At 67.1% G+C, this 17,457-nt stretch carries 16 protein-coding genes; 6 read left to right on the forward strand and 10 right to left on the reverse strand.

All coding sequences use genetic code 11. The annotated features are described in order from the left end of the window. Positions 1-435: 435 nt before the first annotated feature. Positions 436-2,154, forward strand: a complete 1,719-nt coding sequence (locus ACX80U_RS12820; RefSeq protein ID WP_459268737.1) for an outer membrane protein assembly factor BamB family protein — start codon at positions 436-438, stop codon at positions 2,152-2,154. Positions 2,155-2,524: 370 nt separating this feature from the next. Here ACX80U_RS12820 and ACX80U_RS12825 read toward each other — a convergent pair whose 3' ends face one another. The 5 genes from ACX80U_RS12825 to ACX80U_RS12845 all read right to left on the reverse strand — a co-directional run bounded on the left by ACX80U_RS12825 (position 2,525) and on the right by ACX80U_RS12845 (position 7,081). After that, positions 2,525-2,797, reverse strand: a complete 273-nt coding sequence (locus ACX80U_RS12825; protein ID WP_459268738.1) for a hypothetical protein — start codon at positions 2,795-2,797, stop codon at positions 2,525-2,527. A 409-nt stretch (positions 2,798-3,206) separates the two neighbouring features. Then, entirely contained in the window at positions 3,207-4,415 is a 1,209-nt protein-coding gene (locus ACX80U_RS12830) for a glycerophosphodiester phosphodiesterase family protein (protein ID WP_459268739.1), read from the reverse strand. A 633-nt stretch (positions 4,416-5,048) separates the two neighbouring features. Continuing rightward, entirely contained in the window at positions 5,049-5,816 is a 768-nt protein-coding gene (locus ACX80U_RS12835; protein ID WP_459268740.1) for an SCO1664 family protein, read from the reverse strand. Beyond that, positions 5,816-6,364: a DUF3090 domain-containing protein gene (locus tag ACX80U_RS12840; RefSeq protein WP_133080173.1), complete on the reverse strand. Its 549-nt coding sequence runs from the start codon at positions 6,362-6,364 to the stop codon at positions 5,816-5,818. The genes ACX80U_RS12835 and ACX80U_RS12840 overlap by 1 nt, the downstream gene beginning before the upstream one ends. A 9-nt stretch (positions 6,365-6,373) precedes the next feature. Further along, a complete protein-coding gene (locus tag ACX80U_RS12845) occupies positions 6,374-7,081 on the reverse strand; it encodes an MSMEG_4193 family putative phosphomutase (protein WP_459268741.1) in 708 nt (235 codons plus the stop codon). 216 nt (positions 7,082-7,297) lie between these two features. Here ACX80U_RS12845 and ACX80U_RS12850 point away from each other — a divergent pair, with 216 nt between their 5' ends. After that, positions 7,298-8,380, forward strand: coding sequence for a TerC family protein (locus ACX80U_RS12850; protein ID WP_459268742.1), 1,083 nt, complete (start codon positions 7,298-7,300; stop codon positions 8,378-8,380). A 44-nt stretch (positions 8,381-8,424) separates the two neighbouring features. Here the strand turns inward: ACX80U_RS12850 and ACX80U_RS12855 are convergent, their stop codons facing one another. Further along, a complete protein-coding gene (locus tag ACX80U_RS12855; RefSeq protein ID WP_459268743.1) occupies positions 8,425-9,474 on the reverse strand; it encodes a helix-turn-helix transcriptional regulator in 1,050 nt (349 codons plus the stop codon). A gap of 104 nt (positions 9,475-9,578) precedes the next feature. On the opposite strand from ACX80U_RS12855, the gene ACX80U_RS12860 reads away from it, so the two are divergent. The 4 genes from ACX80U_RS12860 to ACX80U_RS12875 all read left to right on the forward strand — a co-directional run bounded on the left by ACX80U_RS12860 (position 9,579) and on the right by ACX80U_RS12875 (position 13,870). Further along, positions 9,579-10,043 carry a VOC family protein gene (locus ACX80U_RS12860; protein ID WP_459268744.1) on the forward strand — a complete coding sequence of 155 codons (465 nt, stop codon included), beginning with the start codon at positions 9,579-9,581 and terminating at the stop codon, positions 10,041-10,043. Between the two features lie 134 nt (positions 10,044-10,177). After that, positions 10,178-11,677 carry a GntP family permease gene (locus tag ACX80U_RS12865; RefSeq protein ID WP_459268745.1) on the forward strand — a complete coding sequence of 500 codons (1,500 nt, stop codon included), beginning with the start codon at positions 10,178-10,180 and terminating at the stop codon, positions 11,675-11,677. A 10-nt stretch (positions 11,678-11,687) separates the two neighbouring features. Next, positions 11,688-12,935, forward strand: coding sequence for a CaiB/BaiF CoA transferase family protein (locus tag ACX80U_RS12870; protein WP_459268746.1), 1,248 nt, complete (start codon positions 11,688-11,690; stop codon positions 12,933-12,935). Then, complete coding sequence (locus ACX80U_RS12875; protein ID WP_459268747.1) at positions 12,932-13,870, forward strand: beta/alpha barrel domain-containing protein; 939 nt, start codon at positions 12,932-12,934, stop codon at positions 13,868-13,870. The genes ACX80U_RS12870 and ACX80U_RS12875 overlap by 4 nt, the downstream gene beginning before the upstream one ends. On the opposite strand, the gene ACX80U_RS12880 is transcribed toward ACX80U_RS12875, so the two are convergent. The 4 genes from ACX80U_RS12880 to ACX80U_RS12895 form a co-directional block, all read right to left on the reverse strand. Continuing rightward, entirely contained in the window at positions 13,867-14,673 is an 807-nt protein-coding gene (locus ACX80U_RS12880) for an IclR family transcriptional regulator (protein WP_459268748.1), read from the reverse strand. The genes ACX80U_RS12875 and ACX80U_RS12880 overlap by 4 nt on opposite strands. Positions 14,674-14,709: 36 nt before the next feature. Beyond that, the gene (locus ACX80U_RS12885) at positions 14,710-15,135 is read right to left on the reverse strand and encodes a VOC family protein (RefSeq protein WP_459268749.1); all 426 of its coding nucleotides are present in this window, start codon (positions 15,133-15,135) and stop codon (positions 14,710-14,712) included. 140 nt (positions 15,136-15,275) lie between these two features. Continuing rightward, entirely contained in the window at positions 15,276-16,250 is a 975-nt protein-coding gene (locus ACX80U_RS12890) for a class I mannose-6-phosphate isomerase (RefSeq protein ID WP_459268750.1), read from the reverse strand. Then, entirely contained in the window at positions 16,247-17,446 is a 1,200-nt protein-coding gene (locus ACX80U_RS12895) for an ADP-dependent glucokinase/phosphofructokinase (RefSeq protein WP_459268751.1), read from the reverse strand. The genes ACX80U_RS12890 and ACX80U_RS12895 overlap by 4 nt, the downstream gene beginning before the upstream one ends. Between the last annotated feature and the right edge of the window lie 11 nt (positions 17,447-17,457).

Raw genomic sequence — 17,457 nt, forward strand, 5'->3', positions numbered from 1 at the left:
TAGACGACCGAGGTGGGTGTCGCAGTGGAGGCACCTACGCACCCGTTTCATCGTCCCGGCTAACGTCTCTTCGCCTGTCTGGCGTTGTTGATCCGGGAAGGGGCGTCAGGAGGTGCGGAGAGCGATGGCTTGCGGGCGGCTTTTAAATCTGCGGATAACTGCCTAGCAGCAGGGAACCCAATGTGGGCAAGAGTCGACGCCTACTGCGGGGGATGGCCAGACCGGCGAAGACTAGAACAGCAGAAAAACTGCTCTGATCCTCCAGCAACTCGACGTTGCGCTAAATATTCTCGCTTCAAACAATCCGGCATGGCAGTAAGTAGTTACCCCAAAAAAGCTGAGTAGTAGTTCCGTCGTTCCTCTCTTGCAAACGATCTCAACTAACAGTGATGCTCAAGGAAGTCCTGGTTGCTCACGTCCGAAGGAATCTAACCGATGCGCTTCCGTTCTCTTACCGTCAGCAGTGCACTCGTTCTGCTCCTTGCTGGCCTAGTGGCAGTACCCTCGGCCCAGGCTCTGTCCCCGATCGTGCCCGGGCGGGAACCATTACCGGTCGGGGGCACCAACGTGGCCGGCGCGGGCATCAACGCCCTCAATGAGAACGCGCAGCTAGCCGAGACGATACCGGCAACGATCAAGCCCGGATGGGCAGCAAGTCCCCCGTTATGTCCCTCTGCTGCTGGAAGCAACGCCGCATCGATCAGCGTGGCGGGAACCCGAACGATTGTGGTGGACCGGCAGTATCAATGTTCCTACGTCTCGGCCTATGACACTGCAACCGGCGCCCTACTCTGGCGACGCAATTATCATTTCGCCCAATCAGCACGCATTGATGGATCCAGGATTTTCGTGCCTCATGACATCGACGGATGGGTCGTGACAGATGCGCTCGATCTGGCCACCGGGAAAGTGCTGTGGACTGCGCCTACTGGAAATGAATACACAGTCACCGTTGGCGGCGGGCTCGTAATGTCTCACGCATGGGCAGCCGACATGGTGACGGGCGCCAAACGGTTGGAGATTCCACTCGGGTCCAACGGGGCCCGGACGTTCATCTTCGAGAACAAGATCTACAGCAACTCCGGCTGGGACCTCCAGGCCAGGACACTCACCGGACAGTTACTGTGGACCTTCGACAAAGCGGCCCTGTTGGGCACTCAGGGCAGCAACTCAGACCTGTCGATGCACAACGGCCTGCTCTACGTACACAGCCTCTACTGGAATGCGAAGACACTAGTCATCAACCCCGCCACGGGAAAACTCGTGCGGACACTGCCCTCAAGCACCTCACCCATCGCCTTCGACGGCAACACCGGTATCTTCACCAAATACGAGCACAACGAGCCCTCCCTGTTGTTCGCCGTGGACCTGACCACGGGAGAGACACACTGGACCTACACGTTGCCTGACATGGGCGGACGACCATCCAATCCCCTGTCCCTCGCACCCATCATCTCGAACGGGCTCGTGTGGACTCTCGCCGGAAATGACACGGCAACACCTGGTCAACTGATAGCACTAGACGAAATTACTGGAGCTCAGAAGAGCTCAACTCAACAATCGTGTCCAGTAGCTATAGGCAATCTCGCCATCGCACAAAAGCGAATCTTCACACCCAGCAGCTGTGGAGTCCTCACCTACACCGCAAGCACCAGCACGGCACCAACCCCGCAACCTCCGGCCGCACCCGTTGAACTACTGCCCGATCCCGGCTTCGAAAGCACAAATGGAGGCTGGAAAGCCTTCACCACCGGAACACTCACCCGCGTCACCACGCCCATACATGGCGGCAAAGGGGCACTTAAGGTCACCGCCGCGTCGATAACTTCTGGCTTGGTCGGCCTGACCCAAAACACAGCCGTAGCCTCTGCCACACAAGGGAAAACCTACACCGCCTCCTGCTGGGTGAGGCCTAGCAGTTCCGGGTTAACCGTCGTCTCGCGGATCCTTCAATACGCTGCAGACATGAGCAGCAACACCAAACTGGTCACGAAAACCCAAACACAGCTTCCCGCGAATACCTGGACGAAAATCACCGTGACAGGCACGGCAACCAAAACCGGAACCAGGATCATTCCCCAGATCTACTCGATCAACCAGACAACAACCACTGGTTCCATAACGTACGATGACTGCTCGCTCACCCGAAATTGAGAGATGCGGGCAACTCAGTGCCCATTGGATGCGATGTGTTCTAGTGCAAGCAGAGCAGCGAAGACCGAGCTAGATGCAGCTTCCTTCGCCGCGCACGGACAGGCTTCGTTGCCGTGTAGACCTGGCCGCTACTTCTTCATCTTCACAGACGCCGAGCAATTTGATATCGACGTCTAACTCAACCGTCTGACCTGGTTGCCCCCATAAACCGAGACTTTGTCTCACCCGTCATCAATAGATCTATTGCTAAAGCGCCGGCCCCCACCGCTCCATACAGCGAGGGTCATCGATGAGAGGACCCTCGGAGCATTTAGGGAAATTAAGCAGGAAGGAAGCAGCGTCAGCGATCTCGACAACATGTCATAACGCTTCAGTCCGTGCCGGGGCGGCGGCAACCGGGACGGTTCCGAGTATCGATGATGCCCTGTGACTCCTGGCGTTCAGCGACCAGCTCACGCAGGGCGATCGAGATCAGATCTCGTTGAAGCTGAGCCAATTCATACTCACCGGCGGCATACCTAGCGAACTGGTCCTCGTTGGCGCGGCCTCCGTGCGTAGAGTAGCGGAGCCACACGTCAGACAGGTGGAGGTTCTCCTCCTGCACGATCTGCGTCAGCTGGTCTCTTTGTTCATCGGAACGCAAGGCACCCTCCCGTCAGCGGCTGTCAGTGCATCCATGGTTCCAAGCGGAGCGGGAGGATTGGCAGAAGGAGGCGATTTATGACGCGGCATACCAGCACCCGCGCACCCGAGGGGCAAATGTCCGAGGTACCGCATCAATCGCGTGCGGAAGGTCCTCCGGCTGCATCCTCGACCAATGCTTCCCCGCCTAACCGAATACAAGGCCCATGCAGTTCTCTCGAGCTCGACACGCTCCACTCAGCGGCAGCTCACCCGTAGGTGGACGGCCTTGAGCTCCACCTACGGGCCCCACTCGCTCACAGGTGAATGGCCAACATAGCTGCGACGGAATGAAGCGGGAGACGAGAAAGCGCCCGTCAGCCGGGCGGAGCTTCGGCTGGCGGGCGCTGGAAGCGCGAAGGGTGAGGGGCCTAGTTCGCGAAGACGTCCTGCAGGCGGGTGCCGATCCATAATGCGACCGAGTCGCCGCCGTTGTTCAGCACGGAAGCGCTGCCGCCGTTGTAGTAGGCCTGCGTGGAGTTGGTTCCGGGGCCGGTGTAGACGCGCAGTTCGGCGCCCGGGGCCAGCACGTAGCCTGCGCCGATGGTGAGGATAGTGCTGGCTGCATCGCGGATGACCGCCCCGCTCACATCGACGGGTGCTGTTGACGTGTTGCGCAGCAGCACGTACTCGCCGGTCTCGGGCTGAACGTCGTCGCCGGCGGGATTGTTCAGCGAATCGGCGATCTCGATACCGGCGCCGGGGAACACCGGCTGACCCTCGAGGAAGCGCTGGTTCTGTATGGGGAAATCGGTGGTTACCGCGTCGACGCCCAGATCCAACGAGTACTGCACGGCCTCGGGTGAGTTCACCGTGTAGACGCCGAGGACCAGGCCCGCGTTCTTCACATCAGTGACGTTCTGCGCGGTGAGCGTCCGGTAGTTGGAACCCACCGAGTCCGCGAAGGTTGCCCACGATTCGACCACCGCACGCGGAGGCACCACGCCGGTGAGTTGCTGAAGCTCGATCTCCGGAGCTATACCGGCAAACCGTCGGTTTGATGCCTCGTCGAAACCCAGGACCTGAATCTTGTCCGCCGCGACCAGCCGGCTCCATCGAGGGTCGTTGCGCAGTGCGTCGGCAACGACCCGCTCGACCCCGGGGGAGTACACGGGGGACTTGATCTCGATATACACACCGGTCTTGATGGTGGCGACCTGGGCTGCGTCGTCCAGATGCGGAATCCGCTCGCCCGTGTACTTGTCGCTGAAGTAGGAGCCGGCGTCGAGCTGCTGCAGCTCCGCCCAGGTGAACGATGTGATTGGGTCGTCCTCCCTGCCCGGGAACACCTCCTTGACGTTCGTCGTGCGCGCCGGGGTGTCATCGTGAAAGAGGAACGGAACGCCGTCGGCGCTCAGCTGCACGTCGATCTCGAAGAAGTCGGCACCGGATGCGCGTCCATCCTTAAACGCGGCGACCGTGTTCTCGGGCGCGGTGCCAGCAGCCCCGCGGTGCCCGATCAGAATCGGTGCACCGCCTGCTTGCTCGGGCGTGGCGTGCGCGACGGCAGCTGGCGCGACGGTGGCGAGTGCCAGCCCGGCGACAGCGGTGGCGAGAGTTTTGGTCAGGCGAAATGCCATGAGGTGATGTCCCTTTCAGATGTGGCCTGGGGTAATTCCCCTTGCTCGACGCTCCACGCTGCAATGGTCGGGGCGGTCAATACCGAATGAACCGGGGATGAAAGCCACAACGAGTCTTGTGAACGTGCATTGCGTAGATCGGGCAGCAGCTCATCCATAAGCAGAAGTTGTCAGCGCCTAGCGACACCGCGATGCACGCTTCCACCAAGGAAAGCCGACGGCGGCGGGCGCCATCAGTTTTGGGTGAATGGTCTTCCCGAAGCCCGCCAGTCCGGCAGGCGCGATCACATGGTGACCTGACTGAAACGCTTCCCAGTCGCTCTGCGATCCCGGACTGGACACGTGGAGCAAACTGAAGGATCGACAGGCGACGTTCTTCGGAGTCGAGCTCATGCCTTCAGCCACGGGTGGTTCTGCATTCCTGCCTCGGGCGCCCAACCAGAGTGGCACATACGAACGTTTTCGCTACATCCCTTATCGATGTTGTCCAACGGCGTTTACGACACCGTTTTGTGTAGCGATAGTCAGTGCCGAAATCTATGCGCCACTACTCCTCGCCGCTCAAAGGTTCCGCTACATGGCACAGGGCATGGGGCCACCCGAGGCTCCGCGTCGATGACTGTAACAGTCACCTCAAAACAGCGGCCAGGGAACCGCCGGCATCTCCCCGTGCGGAGGTGGGAACCTCCCGGTTGCTCCCAGGGCTGCGCAACGAGCAGCGAGCGACGCGATCTCCTCGGCCGTGAGCAACTCCGCAAGCTCACGACCAAGTGACCCCTGAAGACCGTCGCGCACACGATCGATGCCCTCGAGCTCCTCGGCGGTCAGCGCTTCGCCCACCCACCCCCACAGCACCGTGCGCAGCTTGTGGTCTTGATGGAATGTGAGCCCGTGGTCCACGCCGTACCGGTGTCCGTCGCCCATCGCGAGGATGTGGTCACCTTTGCGGTCGGCGTTGTTGGCGAGAACATCGAATACCGCCATCCGCCGCAGTGCCGGGGTGTCCTCGTGGACGAGGGCCACGATCCGGCCGCTTTCGTCCTGGCCCTCGAGGACCTGCTTCCAACCCGTCTCCGGCACGTCATCAGCCGTGACGAGGTCCACGGCGTCCTGGTCGGGGTCCGTCTCCTGCCAGAGCTGCACCATGCCCTCGCCGAACGGGCCGTCGCGCAGCCACGTGCGCGGCACGATGTTCCAGCCGAACGCCTCGGACACGAGGTAGGCCGCGACCTCCCGATGGGCCAGGTAACCGTCGGGGAAGTCCCACAGCGGTTTCTCGCCCTTGATCGGCTTGTACACGACCGCCGTGTCACTGATGCTGCCCAGGAACGTGGCGTTCGACGCCGTCGTGATGCGGCCCGTCAGAGTCAGCTCGGCGGTCACCAGGTCGGGCGCCGGCATCAGGCCTCGGGGAGGGTGCAGATGTGCCCTTCGGCGTCGATGGGGTAGCCGCAGAGCTCGCAGATGGGACGCCCTGCGCCCACCACCTCGCGGGCCCGCTTGGCGAAGGCACGGGCGGTACCGACCGGCATCCGGACCCGCAGCATCTCGGCCGCGTCGACGTCGTCGTCCTCGAGCAACGCCTCGTCGTCGTCGGCGTCGGAGAGCGGATAGGCCTCGATGACGATCTGCGCCGTCGTCGGGTCCCACCCCAGGCTCATGACACCGGTACGGAACTGCTCCTCGACCGTCTCGAGCTGGTCGTTGTCGACGAGCTCGATCGGAGTGCTCGTGGGAATACTGAAGGGGTTGCCATCGAGGGCGATGAGCTGGTCGAGGACCTCGTCGATCTTCTCGGCGAGCTGGGCCGACTGCTGCTTCTCCATCGCGATGCTGACGATCTGCTTCCCCGTGCGCACCTGCAGGTAGAACGTGCGCTGTCCCGGAACGCCGATGGTGCCGATGACCACCCGGTCGGGCCACTCGAACTCGTGAACAGTTGTAGGCATAGGACTACCTTAGGCTCCTGCGGTCGGGGGAGTCGTGTGCCCTGCGCCACCGCCCACCGGCGCATCACCGGAGGGGGCGGCGGCCGACAGCCACGACAGGTCCCCGGCGTCGGTGTTGGTGGCGAGGACGGTCGGTCGGCTCGAGCCGTACTGCACGATCGAGACGGAGGCCGGGCCCACGTGGATGCGCTGGAACAGGTCGAGGTGCGTGCCGAGCGCGTCGGCCAGGACCGACTTGATGATGTCGCCGTGGCTCACCGCCACCCACACGGCACCCGGCCCGAACTCCGCCTCGAAGGCAGCGTCGTGGCGGCGGATCGCCGCCACCGACCGGGCCTGCATCGCAGCCATGGACTCGCCGCCGGGGAACGTGACGGCGGACGGCTGCGACTGCACCACCGGCCACAGCGCCTCGGTCGCGAGATCGGCGAGCATGCGGCCCTGCCATTGCCCGTAGTCGCACTCGGTGATCCCGGCGTCAACTGGCGCGTGCGGGGTGCCGGTCTGCCGGTCGAGGATGAACTGCGCAGTTTGCCGGCACCGCTGCAGGGGACTGGACACCACCCCGACGACGGGCACGGCCGCGAGCCGCGTACCCGTCGCGGCCGCCTGGTCGCGGCCGATCTCGTCGAGGCTGACGCCGTCGGCCCGCCCGGCCAGCAGTCCGGACGCATTTGCTGTGGTGCGGCCGTGCCGCACGAGGAGAACCGTGGCCATTCACCCAGCCTAGCCATCCGGCCGACAGATCCGGAGGCGGGAATCCTGCAGGGCGCACGTGCGTTAGGCTTTTTGTATCAAGGGGAGTACTCCCGTCTGTGATCGGCCCGTCAATACGGATGCACCGCTGCATTCCGGGCCGATCGGTTCCGGTTCCGACCGGGCGGAGGAGACCTTGGCGCCTATGTCCGACGCCTACCCTTTGGAGTACCCCTCATGCAGGTCACACCCCTGATCTGGTTGATCACCATTGCCGTGACGATCCTCTTCTTCGTCTACGAGTTCTTCGCGCACGTGCGCAAACCCCACGAACCGACCATCGGCGAGTCCGCGCGCTGGTCCGCCTTCTACATCGGCCTCGCCCTGCTCTTCGGCGTCGGGATCGGCGTTCTGTCGGGCTGGACGTTCGGCGGCGAGTACTTCGCCGGCTACCTGACGGAGAAGGCACTGTCCATCGACAACCTCTTCGTCTTCCTCATCGTGATGACCGGCTTCGCTGTCCCGAAGAAGTACCAGCAGAAGGTGCTGATGATCGGCATCATCATCGCCCTGATCCTCCGCGGCGCATTCATCGCCATCGGCGCCGGTCTGATCGAGAACTTCTCCTGGGTCTTCTACATCTTCGGCGCCCTGCTGCTCTTCCTGGCCTACAAGCAGGCGTTCGGCAGCCACGACTCCAACCCCGCCGACGGCAAGTTCATGCAGCTCGTCCGCCGCGTCCTGCCCGTCACGGACGAGTACCACGAGGACAGGCTCACCGTGAAGAAGGGCGGCACGCGCTTCGTCACCCCGATGCTGCTCACCATCATCGCGATCGGCTTCGTGGACCTGATCTTCGCCGTCGACTCCATCCCCGCGATCTACGGCCTGACCAACGAGGCGTACATCGTCTTCACCGCCAATGCCTTCGCCCTCATGGGCCTGCGCCAGCTGTTCTTCCTCATCGGCGGGCTGCTCGAACGCCTGGTCTACCTGGCCCAGGGCCTCGCCGTCATCCTCGCGTTCATCGGCGTGAAGCTCGTCTTCCACGCCCTGCACGTCAACGAGCTGTCCTTCATCAACGGCGGACAGCCGCTCCTCTGGGTCCCCGAGATCCCCATCTGGTTCTCGCTGTTATTCATCGGCGCCACGATCGCCGTCGCCACCGTCGCGAGCCTGCTCAAGACCAGGGGCGACGACGGCCGGAACGACCGCCACCACGTGGACGGCGGGCGGGTCACCACCGCCGAGCCGGAGGGCCGCGCGGGGGATCCCGACGCCGACGAGACGACGAGCTCGACGGCGGGCGCCTCGAAGTAGCTGCCTGAGCGGTAGCCGCAGGACCGACGATCGACCCCGGCCGCCTAGGTGGCGGTCGGGGTCGATCGCCGTTCGCCCGCCAGGAGGGTCCGGCCGCCGTCCTGTGCGGAGAACGCAGCCGCCGTCGCGGTGTTACGCACCGCGAGGTGTGCGAAGGCCTCGGCCAGTTCCGGCGGATGGACGACGTCGACGTCGGTGTCGAAGCGGTTCAGGGAGGCGGCGAGGGCCACCCACGACCAGGCCCCCGCCGTCAGGCCGCACCGGTCGGCGCCGAGATCCTCGACGGTGCCGTCACCGGCGAACGGGAGCACCTCGGACGCCGGGCGGTGCAGGATCACCGTCCCGGTGCACGGCCATCGATCGTCCTGGCCGGAGCCTTTGAAGCGCGCCGCGACGAACCCGGCGACGTCGTCGCCGGGAATCTGCCGTGCCGTGAACCGTGGACCCGAGGGGCTGCGGGCATCGATCCGGTCCGCGCGGAAGATGCGCCAGTCGTTCCGGTCGAGGTCCCAGGCCACCAGGTACCAGCGCCCCTGTGCGGCGACGAGATGGTGCGGCTCCGCCCTGCGGGGAGGCGTGGGACCGGCGTCGGCGGAGGCTCTTCCGCCGGCGTAGTCGAAGCGCAGCACCATGCGGGCCCGGATGGCGGCGGAGAGGGTGATGAGCACCTCCGGTGACACCGTTCTCCGCGCCTGGTCGCCGGGGAAGGCGGGGAGCGCAGTGACGTCCAAAGCATCGAGGCGGTGCCGCAGCCGGGAGGGCAGGACCTGGCGCACCGTGGCCAGGACGCGGCTCGCCGCCTCCCCGATCCCCACTCCGGAGGCGGGCACCGTCTGCAACGCCACGGCCAGGGCGATGACCTGGTCGTCGTCGAACAAGAGAGGGGGTACCTCACCGCCGGCGTCGAGCCGGTAGCCGCCGTCGGGGCCCATCGTGGCGCGGATGGTGTAACCCATGTCGCGCAGGCGGTCGACGTCGCGCCGCACCGTCCGATGGCTGATCTCCAGGCGCTCCGCCAGCAGGGACCCCGGCCAGTCCCGCCGCATCTGCAGCAGGGACAGCAGCTGCAACAGGCGCGAGGCGGTTGTCGTCATGCCTCCGATCCTAGGTCCGGTGTAGGACCGGAACCGTCCTACATGCCTGCGAGAGTCGGGAACGTCGGGGAGAGCCCCGGCATCCGATCCCACAAGGAGCAGCCATGAGCATCACCACGACCACCCACCTGAACTTCCGCGGCGACGCCCGGGCAGCCCTGGACTTCTACCGGTCCGTCTTCGGCGGCCAGGTCACGATCGCGACGTACGGTGACTTCGGCATGCCCGCGGGACTCCCCGGTGCGGACGACGTCGTCTTCGGTCAGGTCGAGACCGAGGAAGGATTTCGTGTCATGGCGTACGACATCCCAGGACAGTCGGGCGGTCCGGCGGACACCGCGGGGTCGACCCGGCGCGAGAACGGCACCACGATCACCGACCAGCCGTTCTTCGTCTCCGTCCGCGGCACCGACCTCGACGCCGTGCAGGACTACTGGTCCAGGCTCTCCGTCGCGGCAACCGTCATCGAACCCCTGGCCGCCTCCGCATGGACCCCCGGATTCGGCATGCTGACGGACAGCTTCGGCGTCACCTGGATCCTCGACGTCGCCCCTGCCTCCGGGGAGTAGTGCTGGTTGCCCGCGCTGCGGCGCGGACAACCAGCGGGATCCGCCGTGCTGTCCGCCGCCGACGACGATGATTCGCAATCTGTCCAGCTCGCGTCAATGGTGTTTGACTCACATTATGAGCGCATGTTCAGATTGTGAGTAGCAATCAGCCGACATCGGCCTTCAACGACGAAGCGGGACTCATGGCAGACTGGCAGATCCTCTCGATCACGGCGGTGGCGATCATCGCCATCGTGTTCCTGATCCTCAAATTACGGGTCAACCCGGCGCTCTCCCTGGTGATCGGAGCCGCCGGCCTCGGCCTCGCCACCGGCCTGGGGGCCACGGGCACGACGGACACGATCATGCAGGGCTTCGGCGACATCATGTTCGAGGTCGGGCTGCTCATCGCCTGGGGTGTCCTCATGGGCGCGATCCTCAACGAGATGGGAGCCATCAACAAACTCGTCGAGCGGTTGATGAAGGTCTTCGGGCCCAAGGGCATCCCGTACGCGCTGGGGCTGACGCTCGGCACCATGCTGCAGTCGATCTTCCTCGACGTGCTGCTGGTCATGAGCGCACCCCTGGCGCGGCGCATCGCCCCGAAGCTCGGGAAATTCGGAACGGCGAGGATGGCCACCGCCATGGCCATCAGCCTCGAGTGCGGCATCGTCCTCATGGTCCCGGGCGTCGCGACCGTGGCGCTGGCCGGCCTGCTGGGCGTCCCCCTGGGCAGCATGCTCATCTTCGGCCTGCTCGTCATCATCCCGACGATCCTCGTCTCGATCTTCATCATGGACTTCTTCATCCAGCGCGGTTTCTGGAACGTGGAGAAGGACCAGGAACCGGTGGAGGAGGCGCAGGACCTCGGTGCCGACGGCACCGCCCCCGGCGGTGCCCCTGTCGCGCCGTCGGACGATCCGGCGGCGGTCCTGCCCGCCTCGGACCCGCGGAGCCGTGTCGGACTGCTCCCCTACGACGTGCGGACCCGCACGGCGAGGGGCCCGAAGGAGGCGAGCCTGCTCGTCATGTTCGGTCCCATGCTCCTGTCCCTCGTCCTCATCGGCGGTGGCGCCCTGGCCGGGATGGCCGGCTTCACGTCGCCCGTCACCGACTTCCTCTCCACCCCGGTCATCGCGCTCCTGATCGGCCTGCTCGGCACCAGCTTCGTCGCCCGCCGCACCATCGGGACCAAGCGCGTCGAGGAAGCCGTCGTCGGCGGTTTCCGTGAGTCCGGGCAGATCCTGATCCTCACCGGCGCCGGTGGCGCGCTCGCCGCCGTCGTCGCCGCGAGCGGCATGGGCGACGTCCTGGGCGGCTACTTCTCCGCCTCGTCCGTGGCCCCGCTGCTCGTGGTGTGGGGCATCGCGGCCCTGCTCCACGTGGCTGTCGGGTCGGTCTCCATCTCCGCGATCACCGCGGCCGGGCTCCTGGCGCCCGTCGCACCGACGCTGGGACTCGACCCGGTCCTCATCGCGCTGGCCGCCGGCGCAGGATCGCTGTTCTTCGTCCACGTCACGTCCAACACCTTCTGGCTGCTGCAGTCCATGCTCGGCCAGACCACGCGGGGGACCTTCAAGACCTGCTCCATCGGCGTCTCCGTCGCGTCCGTGGTGGCGCTCGGGTTCACCCTGATCCTCAGTCTCTTCCTCTAGAAAGGGCACCGTGACTACCACTGACCAGGTTGCGCCGCTGAAAGGCATCCGCGTCCTCGAACTCGGCAACTACATCGCGGCGCCCACCGCCGGCCGGCTGCTCGCCGACTTCGGCGCCGAGGTGATCAAGATCGAACGCCCGCGCACCGGCGACGAGCTGCGGAACTGGCGGCTGGGCTCGGGCACCACGTCCATGCTGTACCGGACCATCAACCGGAACAAGAAGTCGATGGTCGTGGACCTCCGCACCGACGAGGGCCGCCGCTGCATCCTCGACCTCGTCGGGCAGTGCGACATCGTGCTCGAGAACTTCCGCCCCGGCACCCTCGAGAAGTGGGGCCTCGGCCCGGCGGAGCTCGACGCGGCGAAACCGGGCATCATCGTCACCCGGATCTCCGCCTTCGGGCAGACCGGCCCCATGTCCTCCCGGCCCGGCTTCGCTGCCGTGGCCGAGGCCTACGGCGGCTTCCGCCACCTCGTGGGCGATCCGGACCGGCCGCCGGTCCGCGTCGGTGTCTCGATCGGCGACTCGATCGCCGGCCTCTACGCGGCGTTCGGGTCCGTCATGGCACTCTTCGCCCGCGAGCGGGACTCGGGCATCCAGCGGCCGCCCCTCGACCACCGCATCATCGACGTGGCACTCAACGAGGCGATGCTGTCGGTGATGGAATCACTGGTCCCGGACTACAGCGCCTACGGCCTCCAGCGGGAACGAACCGGCGGGAGGATGGAGGGCATCGCGCCGTCGAACGCCTACCTCTGCTCCGACGGCGGGAGCATCGTGGTCGCGGGGAACGGCGACAGCATCTTCAAGCGCTACATGCAGATCATCGGGCGTCCCGATCTCGCCGACGATCCCGGGCTGGAGAGCAACGCCCAGCGCTGGGCGCGGCGCGACGAGCTCGACGCCGCAATCGGCGAGTGGTCCGGCCGGCACACCGCCGCCGAGGCCCTCGCGCTCCTCGACCAGGCCGGGGTTCCCTCCGGGCCCATCTACACGGCCGGGGACATCGTCGACGACGAGCAGTACCGGGCCCGCAACATGGTCCAGCACCTCGACGTCTCCGACGGGGAGAGGACCCTGCCGGGCGTCGCCTTCCCGGGCATCATGCCCGTTATCGGCGGATCCTCGCTGGCGATCCGCAACCTCGGCCCCGACCTCGGCGCCGACACCCACGACATCCTCGTCGGCCTGCTCGGCAGGACGCCCGAGCAGGCCGGCGACTTCATCGCCCGAACGGAACTGGAGACCGTATGAACACCCCCGACTCCCGCGCAGTCCTCCGCGACGTCACCCTCCGCGACGGCCTGCAGCTCACCGGCGGCATCCTCCCCACGGCCAGGAAGGCGGAGATCGTCCGCGAGCTCCTGGCCACCGGCGTGACCGCCATCGAGGTGGGCTCCATGGCCCGGCCGGACCTCGTGCCGTCGATGGCCAACACCGTCGAACTCCTCGAGCTGCTGACCCCGGAGGAACGGGCGTACTGCCACGTGTGGGTCGCCACCCCGGGCAACGTCCGCCGGGCGCTCGCGGCCGGCGCGCTGCACCTGCAGTACTGCCTCAGCGTCACCGACGCGCACAACCTCGCGAACATCGGGCGCACCACCGAGGCGAGCATGGACGCGCTGCCCGAGGCCGTCGGGCTCGCGCATGCCGCCGGGGCGACCATCCAGCTGTGCCTGGCCACCTCCTTCACGTGCCCCTTCGAGGGCGACGTCGACCCGCAGCGCGTCCTCGACCTGGTGCGCGATCCCCGCGCCGAGGGCACCGACGGCGTCGTCATCTGCGACACGCTGGGGCAGGCCTCTCCCGGCGAGGTCGGCTCCCTGATCGGGAAGGTCCGCGACACGGGCCGTTTCGAGGAGATCGTGTTCCACGGGCACGACACCTGGGGGATGGGGGTGGCCAACGCCCTGGCGGCGACCGACGCCGGCGCGACCATGATCGACGGCGCCCTCGGCGGACTGGGCGGCTGCCCGTTCGCACCGGGCGCCTCGGGGAACACCGCCACCGAGGACCTGCTCTTCGCGCTCCGCCCGGACTGGCTGACACCGGACACGTTCGCAGCACTCGTCCGCCTCGGCGAGGGAGTCACCGCCGAGGTCGGCGAGGCGAGCCACTCCAAGGCGGCCCAGGGAGCCCGCTCGGAGGCCAAGGCGTTCGGGTGGGTCCTGCCGAAGGACGCCGCCTAGCTGCCGCCGCCCGGCGACGGCCGCTGCGCCTCGCCGGGATGCCTGCCCCCGAGCATCCTCGTGATCTGTTCGGCAGCCGCCAGGAGGTCCTCCACCCACTGCTCGCACACCTCGAGGGGCATCCGGAGGGTCGGCCCCATCACGGTGACGGCGCCGACGAGATCCCCCTGGGAGTCGAACACGGGGGCTGACAGGCCACTCGCCCCCGACTGCCGCTCGCCCGTGGTGATCGCGTAGCCGTCCTCGCGCGCCCGGTCGACGGCGGCCCGGAGGGCCCGGCTGTCGGTGATGGTGCTGTCCGTCAACCGGTCCAGCGACTCGGCCTCGATCTCGGCGAGGAGCCCCTCCGTCCATGCGAGGAGCACGCGTCCGGCGGATCCCGCGTGCAGGGGCAGGATCCGGCCCACCTTCATCTCCCGGCGCAGCATGTGGTGCGTCTCGGCCATCGCCACGCACACCCGGTAGTGCATCGAGGACTCGAAGAAGCACGCCGTCTCACCCAGGCGGTCCCGCAGGTCGGTCAGGACCGGCTTCACGATCTCCAGGCGGTCGAGGTCCTGGGTGGCCGGAGCGGCCCAGAAGGACATCTTGAGCCCCACCCGGTAGTGGTCGCCCACCCGGTCGAGGAAGCCGTTGGCCACCAGGTTCCCCACGAGGCGCTGCACCGTGGACGTCGGGAGCCCGGTCGCTTCCCTGATGTCGGTCAGGCTCAGTTCCGGGCGGCGCAGGGAGAAGGCATCGAGGATGTCGCTGATCTTCTTCAGGACCAGCAGTGGCGCGGACGAGGACGCGGGGGAGACCATCCCCCCATTCTAGGGAGACGATCCGAACCGGCCGGGTCAGCGTGCGTCGTCCTCCGGCTGCGACTGGGCCGGCTCGTAGCCGATGAGCCAGTGCAGCCCGTGGCGGTCGACGACCTGCCCGTCCGAGGCACCCCATGGCTTCGGCGCCAGGGGGTCGACGACGGTCCCGCCCTCGGCGAGCCGGTCGAACCACGCCTGCAGGACGGGTGGCTCGGCGGTGCCGAGCAGCGACAGCATCAGCCCCTCGCAGCGCAGGGTCGTCTCGCCTGCCGCGGCATCCGATCCCGCGAGGGCGACGACGCCGTCGAGCACCCCGTGCGCCACGGCGTCCGGCGGCCCGTCCGTCCTGGCGAAGTCCCCGTACGTGAAGAGGGACACCTCGCCGCCGAACACCTCGGCGTAGAAGCCCAGCGCTTCCCGCGCGGTCCCCGGGAAGCTGATGTAGATCTGTGGTGCAGACATCCTGCGCTCCTCATGCCACGGTGTGGCGTCGCTCCGACCCTACCTTCGTCCGACGCAGGATGGACGGGGCGGGCGGGCAGGATTCATCGCACTCGGGCATCATGCTGCCGGTCAGGCGTCGCCTGCTCTCCGAAGGGCCGTCAGGCGGCAGGCGGCCTGGCCAGCAAGACCTCGCCGGCGCCGTCGAGCAGGACGCTGCCGGCGCCAGCCGGAAGCAGCCAGGTGCTGCCGCGGGGAGCGGGCCGGCCACCGATGCTGACGGCACCGTCGCTGACGACCAGCACCGCGAAGCCCGGATCGAGGGGAACCTGCCCCTGAACGGGGACGCGCTCGAGGCGGAAGAAGGCATCGGCGTCGGGCGGGAACACGGAGCCCATGGGCGGCGCCGTCCGCACGAGGCCCGCGAGCGCTTCGCGGGAGACCGCCGTCCGCTGTATGGCCGTCAGGGCGACGTCGAACCCGAGGCCCAGGTGGCCGTCGGCCGTGCCGTCGAGCGCGAAGTCCCGCCACTCCAGCAGGATCGAGAGGTCCTCGGGCTGCTGCAGTTCCAGCAGCAGCACCCCGGCGCCGATCGCGTGCAGCACGCCCGGCGGCACCCACACCACATCGCCCGGCGCGACGTCGACCTCGTGCAGCAGTCCGAGGAGCGCATCGACGTCCTGTGCCTCGACGAGGGAGGCGAGTTCCGCTTCGCTAACATCCCGCGTGAGACCGAGGTGCACCGTGCCACCCTGCAGGATGTACCAGGCCTCGGCCTTGCCGTGGTTGTGCCCGAGCTGCCGGGCGGCGAAGGCGGCGTCGGGGTGGGCATGCACGGGCAGGCGCTGGCCGGCGTCGAGCAGTTTGACCAGCAGCCGGACGTCACTGCCCCAGCGGGCTGCGTGCTCCCTCCCGAGCCAGTACCCGGGATCCGACGAGACGGCATCGCGCAGGAGCGTGCCGTCCGCCAGGCGGGTGAGCCCGAGGTCCGCCTCGCCGAAGATCGTGGTCGTCGAGCCGATCCAGTCCTCCGGCTCGAACTCGGCCGCGGACGGTTCGCCGCGGAAGGCGGAGATGCGCGCACCGCCGCGGTAGAAACGCTCCGGCGGCCGGTTCGAGGGCAGCCGCTCGATCATGGCTGCGGCTCCCGCACCGGCGCGTGGACCACCAGGAAGCCACCCACGAAGCTGTCGCCCAGCCCGATCGTCGTCGGCGTCATGGTGTCGATCCGGAAGGCGGGCACGCCCACCGAGCCCGGAATCATCCGCTCCACGCCGTCCACCACGTCCTCGCCCCGCACGCTGTGCGAGAGGAGCGCCGTCGCCTCGAAGTCGGCCGCCGTGAAACCGTCGCCCAGCCGGAAGCGCGTGGCCGCCATCTGCACGGCGTTCGCGACGGCGTCGCGGTGCCGGCCGGCGGCGGGTCCGATGGCGATGGCCCAGTGCTGCGTGTGCACCAGCAGCGCCGGCACCGGGATGAGGCTGTGCACCTCGAGGAGGGCCGCGGCGACGTCCTTGGCGTTCAGCAGGTCCACGGGACGCGCCACGTACTCCTGCAGCTCGTCCTCGTTCATGCCGTACACGTCGATGCGCGGCAGCAGGTGGGTCCAGATCCGCTCGGCGAACCGCCGCACGTAGAAGCCGGCATCCTCGTAGTAGACGAGCGCGTCGGACGGCAGGCGGTCCATCGCCGTGTCGAGTTCGGTGAGGCGGCGCTCCAGGAGGTCCTCGTCCTGCATGGTGTTGAAGCCCGAGACCAGCAGGGCCCCGGCGTCCTCGAGCGCTTCCCCCAGTTCCGGCGCGATCGCCATGCTGCGGTTCGGCGGATCGTTCGCGAAGATCAGCCGGTTCGACGACGGCGACACGATCTCCCCGTCGTCGAGCCGGATGACCGTCCCGGCGGGGTACTGCACGATCAGGTGCGGATCGAGGGTGTCCTCCGTCGCGGAACTGACGTAGGACATCGATCCCGGCAGCAGCCGGCGCACGTTGTCGTCGATGCTGACGAGGTGCTGGACGCTCGGGATCCCCAGGCGGTCGAGCGCGATGCCCGCCCGCACCCCGGTGCCACCGAGGGTGATCTCGGTGGCGAAGCGTTCCGAGAAGTCCTTGACCACGTCGGAGGAGACCACGAAGCGCTCGCCGCCGGCGCCGTCCCGGACGAAGGCGAGGATGGTCACCACCAGCGACCGCTCGTCGACGATCGGTGCCATGGTGGTGAGCTCCGCCCCGCGGATGCCGAACCGCGAGGCCAGGGCTTCGACGACCGCCGCATCCCAGCGCACCTCGTAGTCGACGGTCCCGCCGAGCCCGAGCACGAGCGTGGTTCCCATGGCACCGATCC

It is taken from the genome of Arthrobacter sp. TmT3-37, from assembly GCF_054510835.1.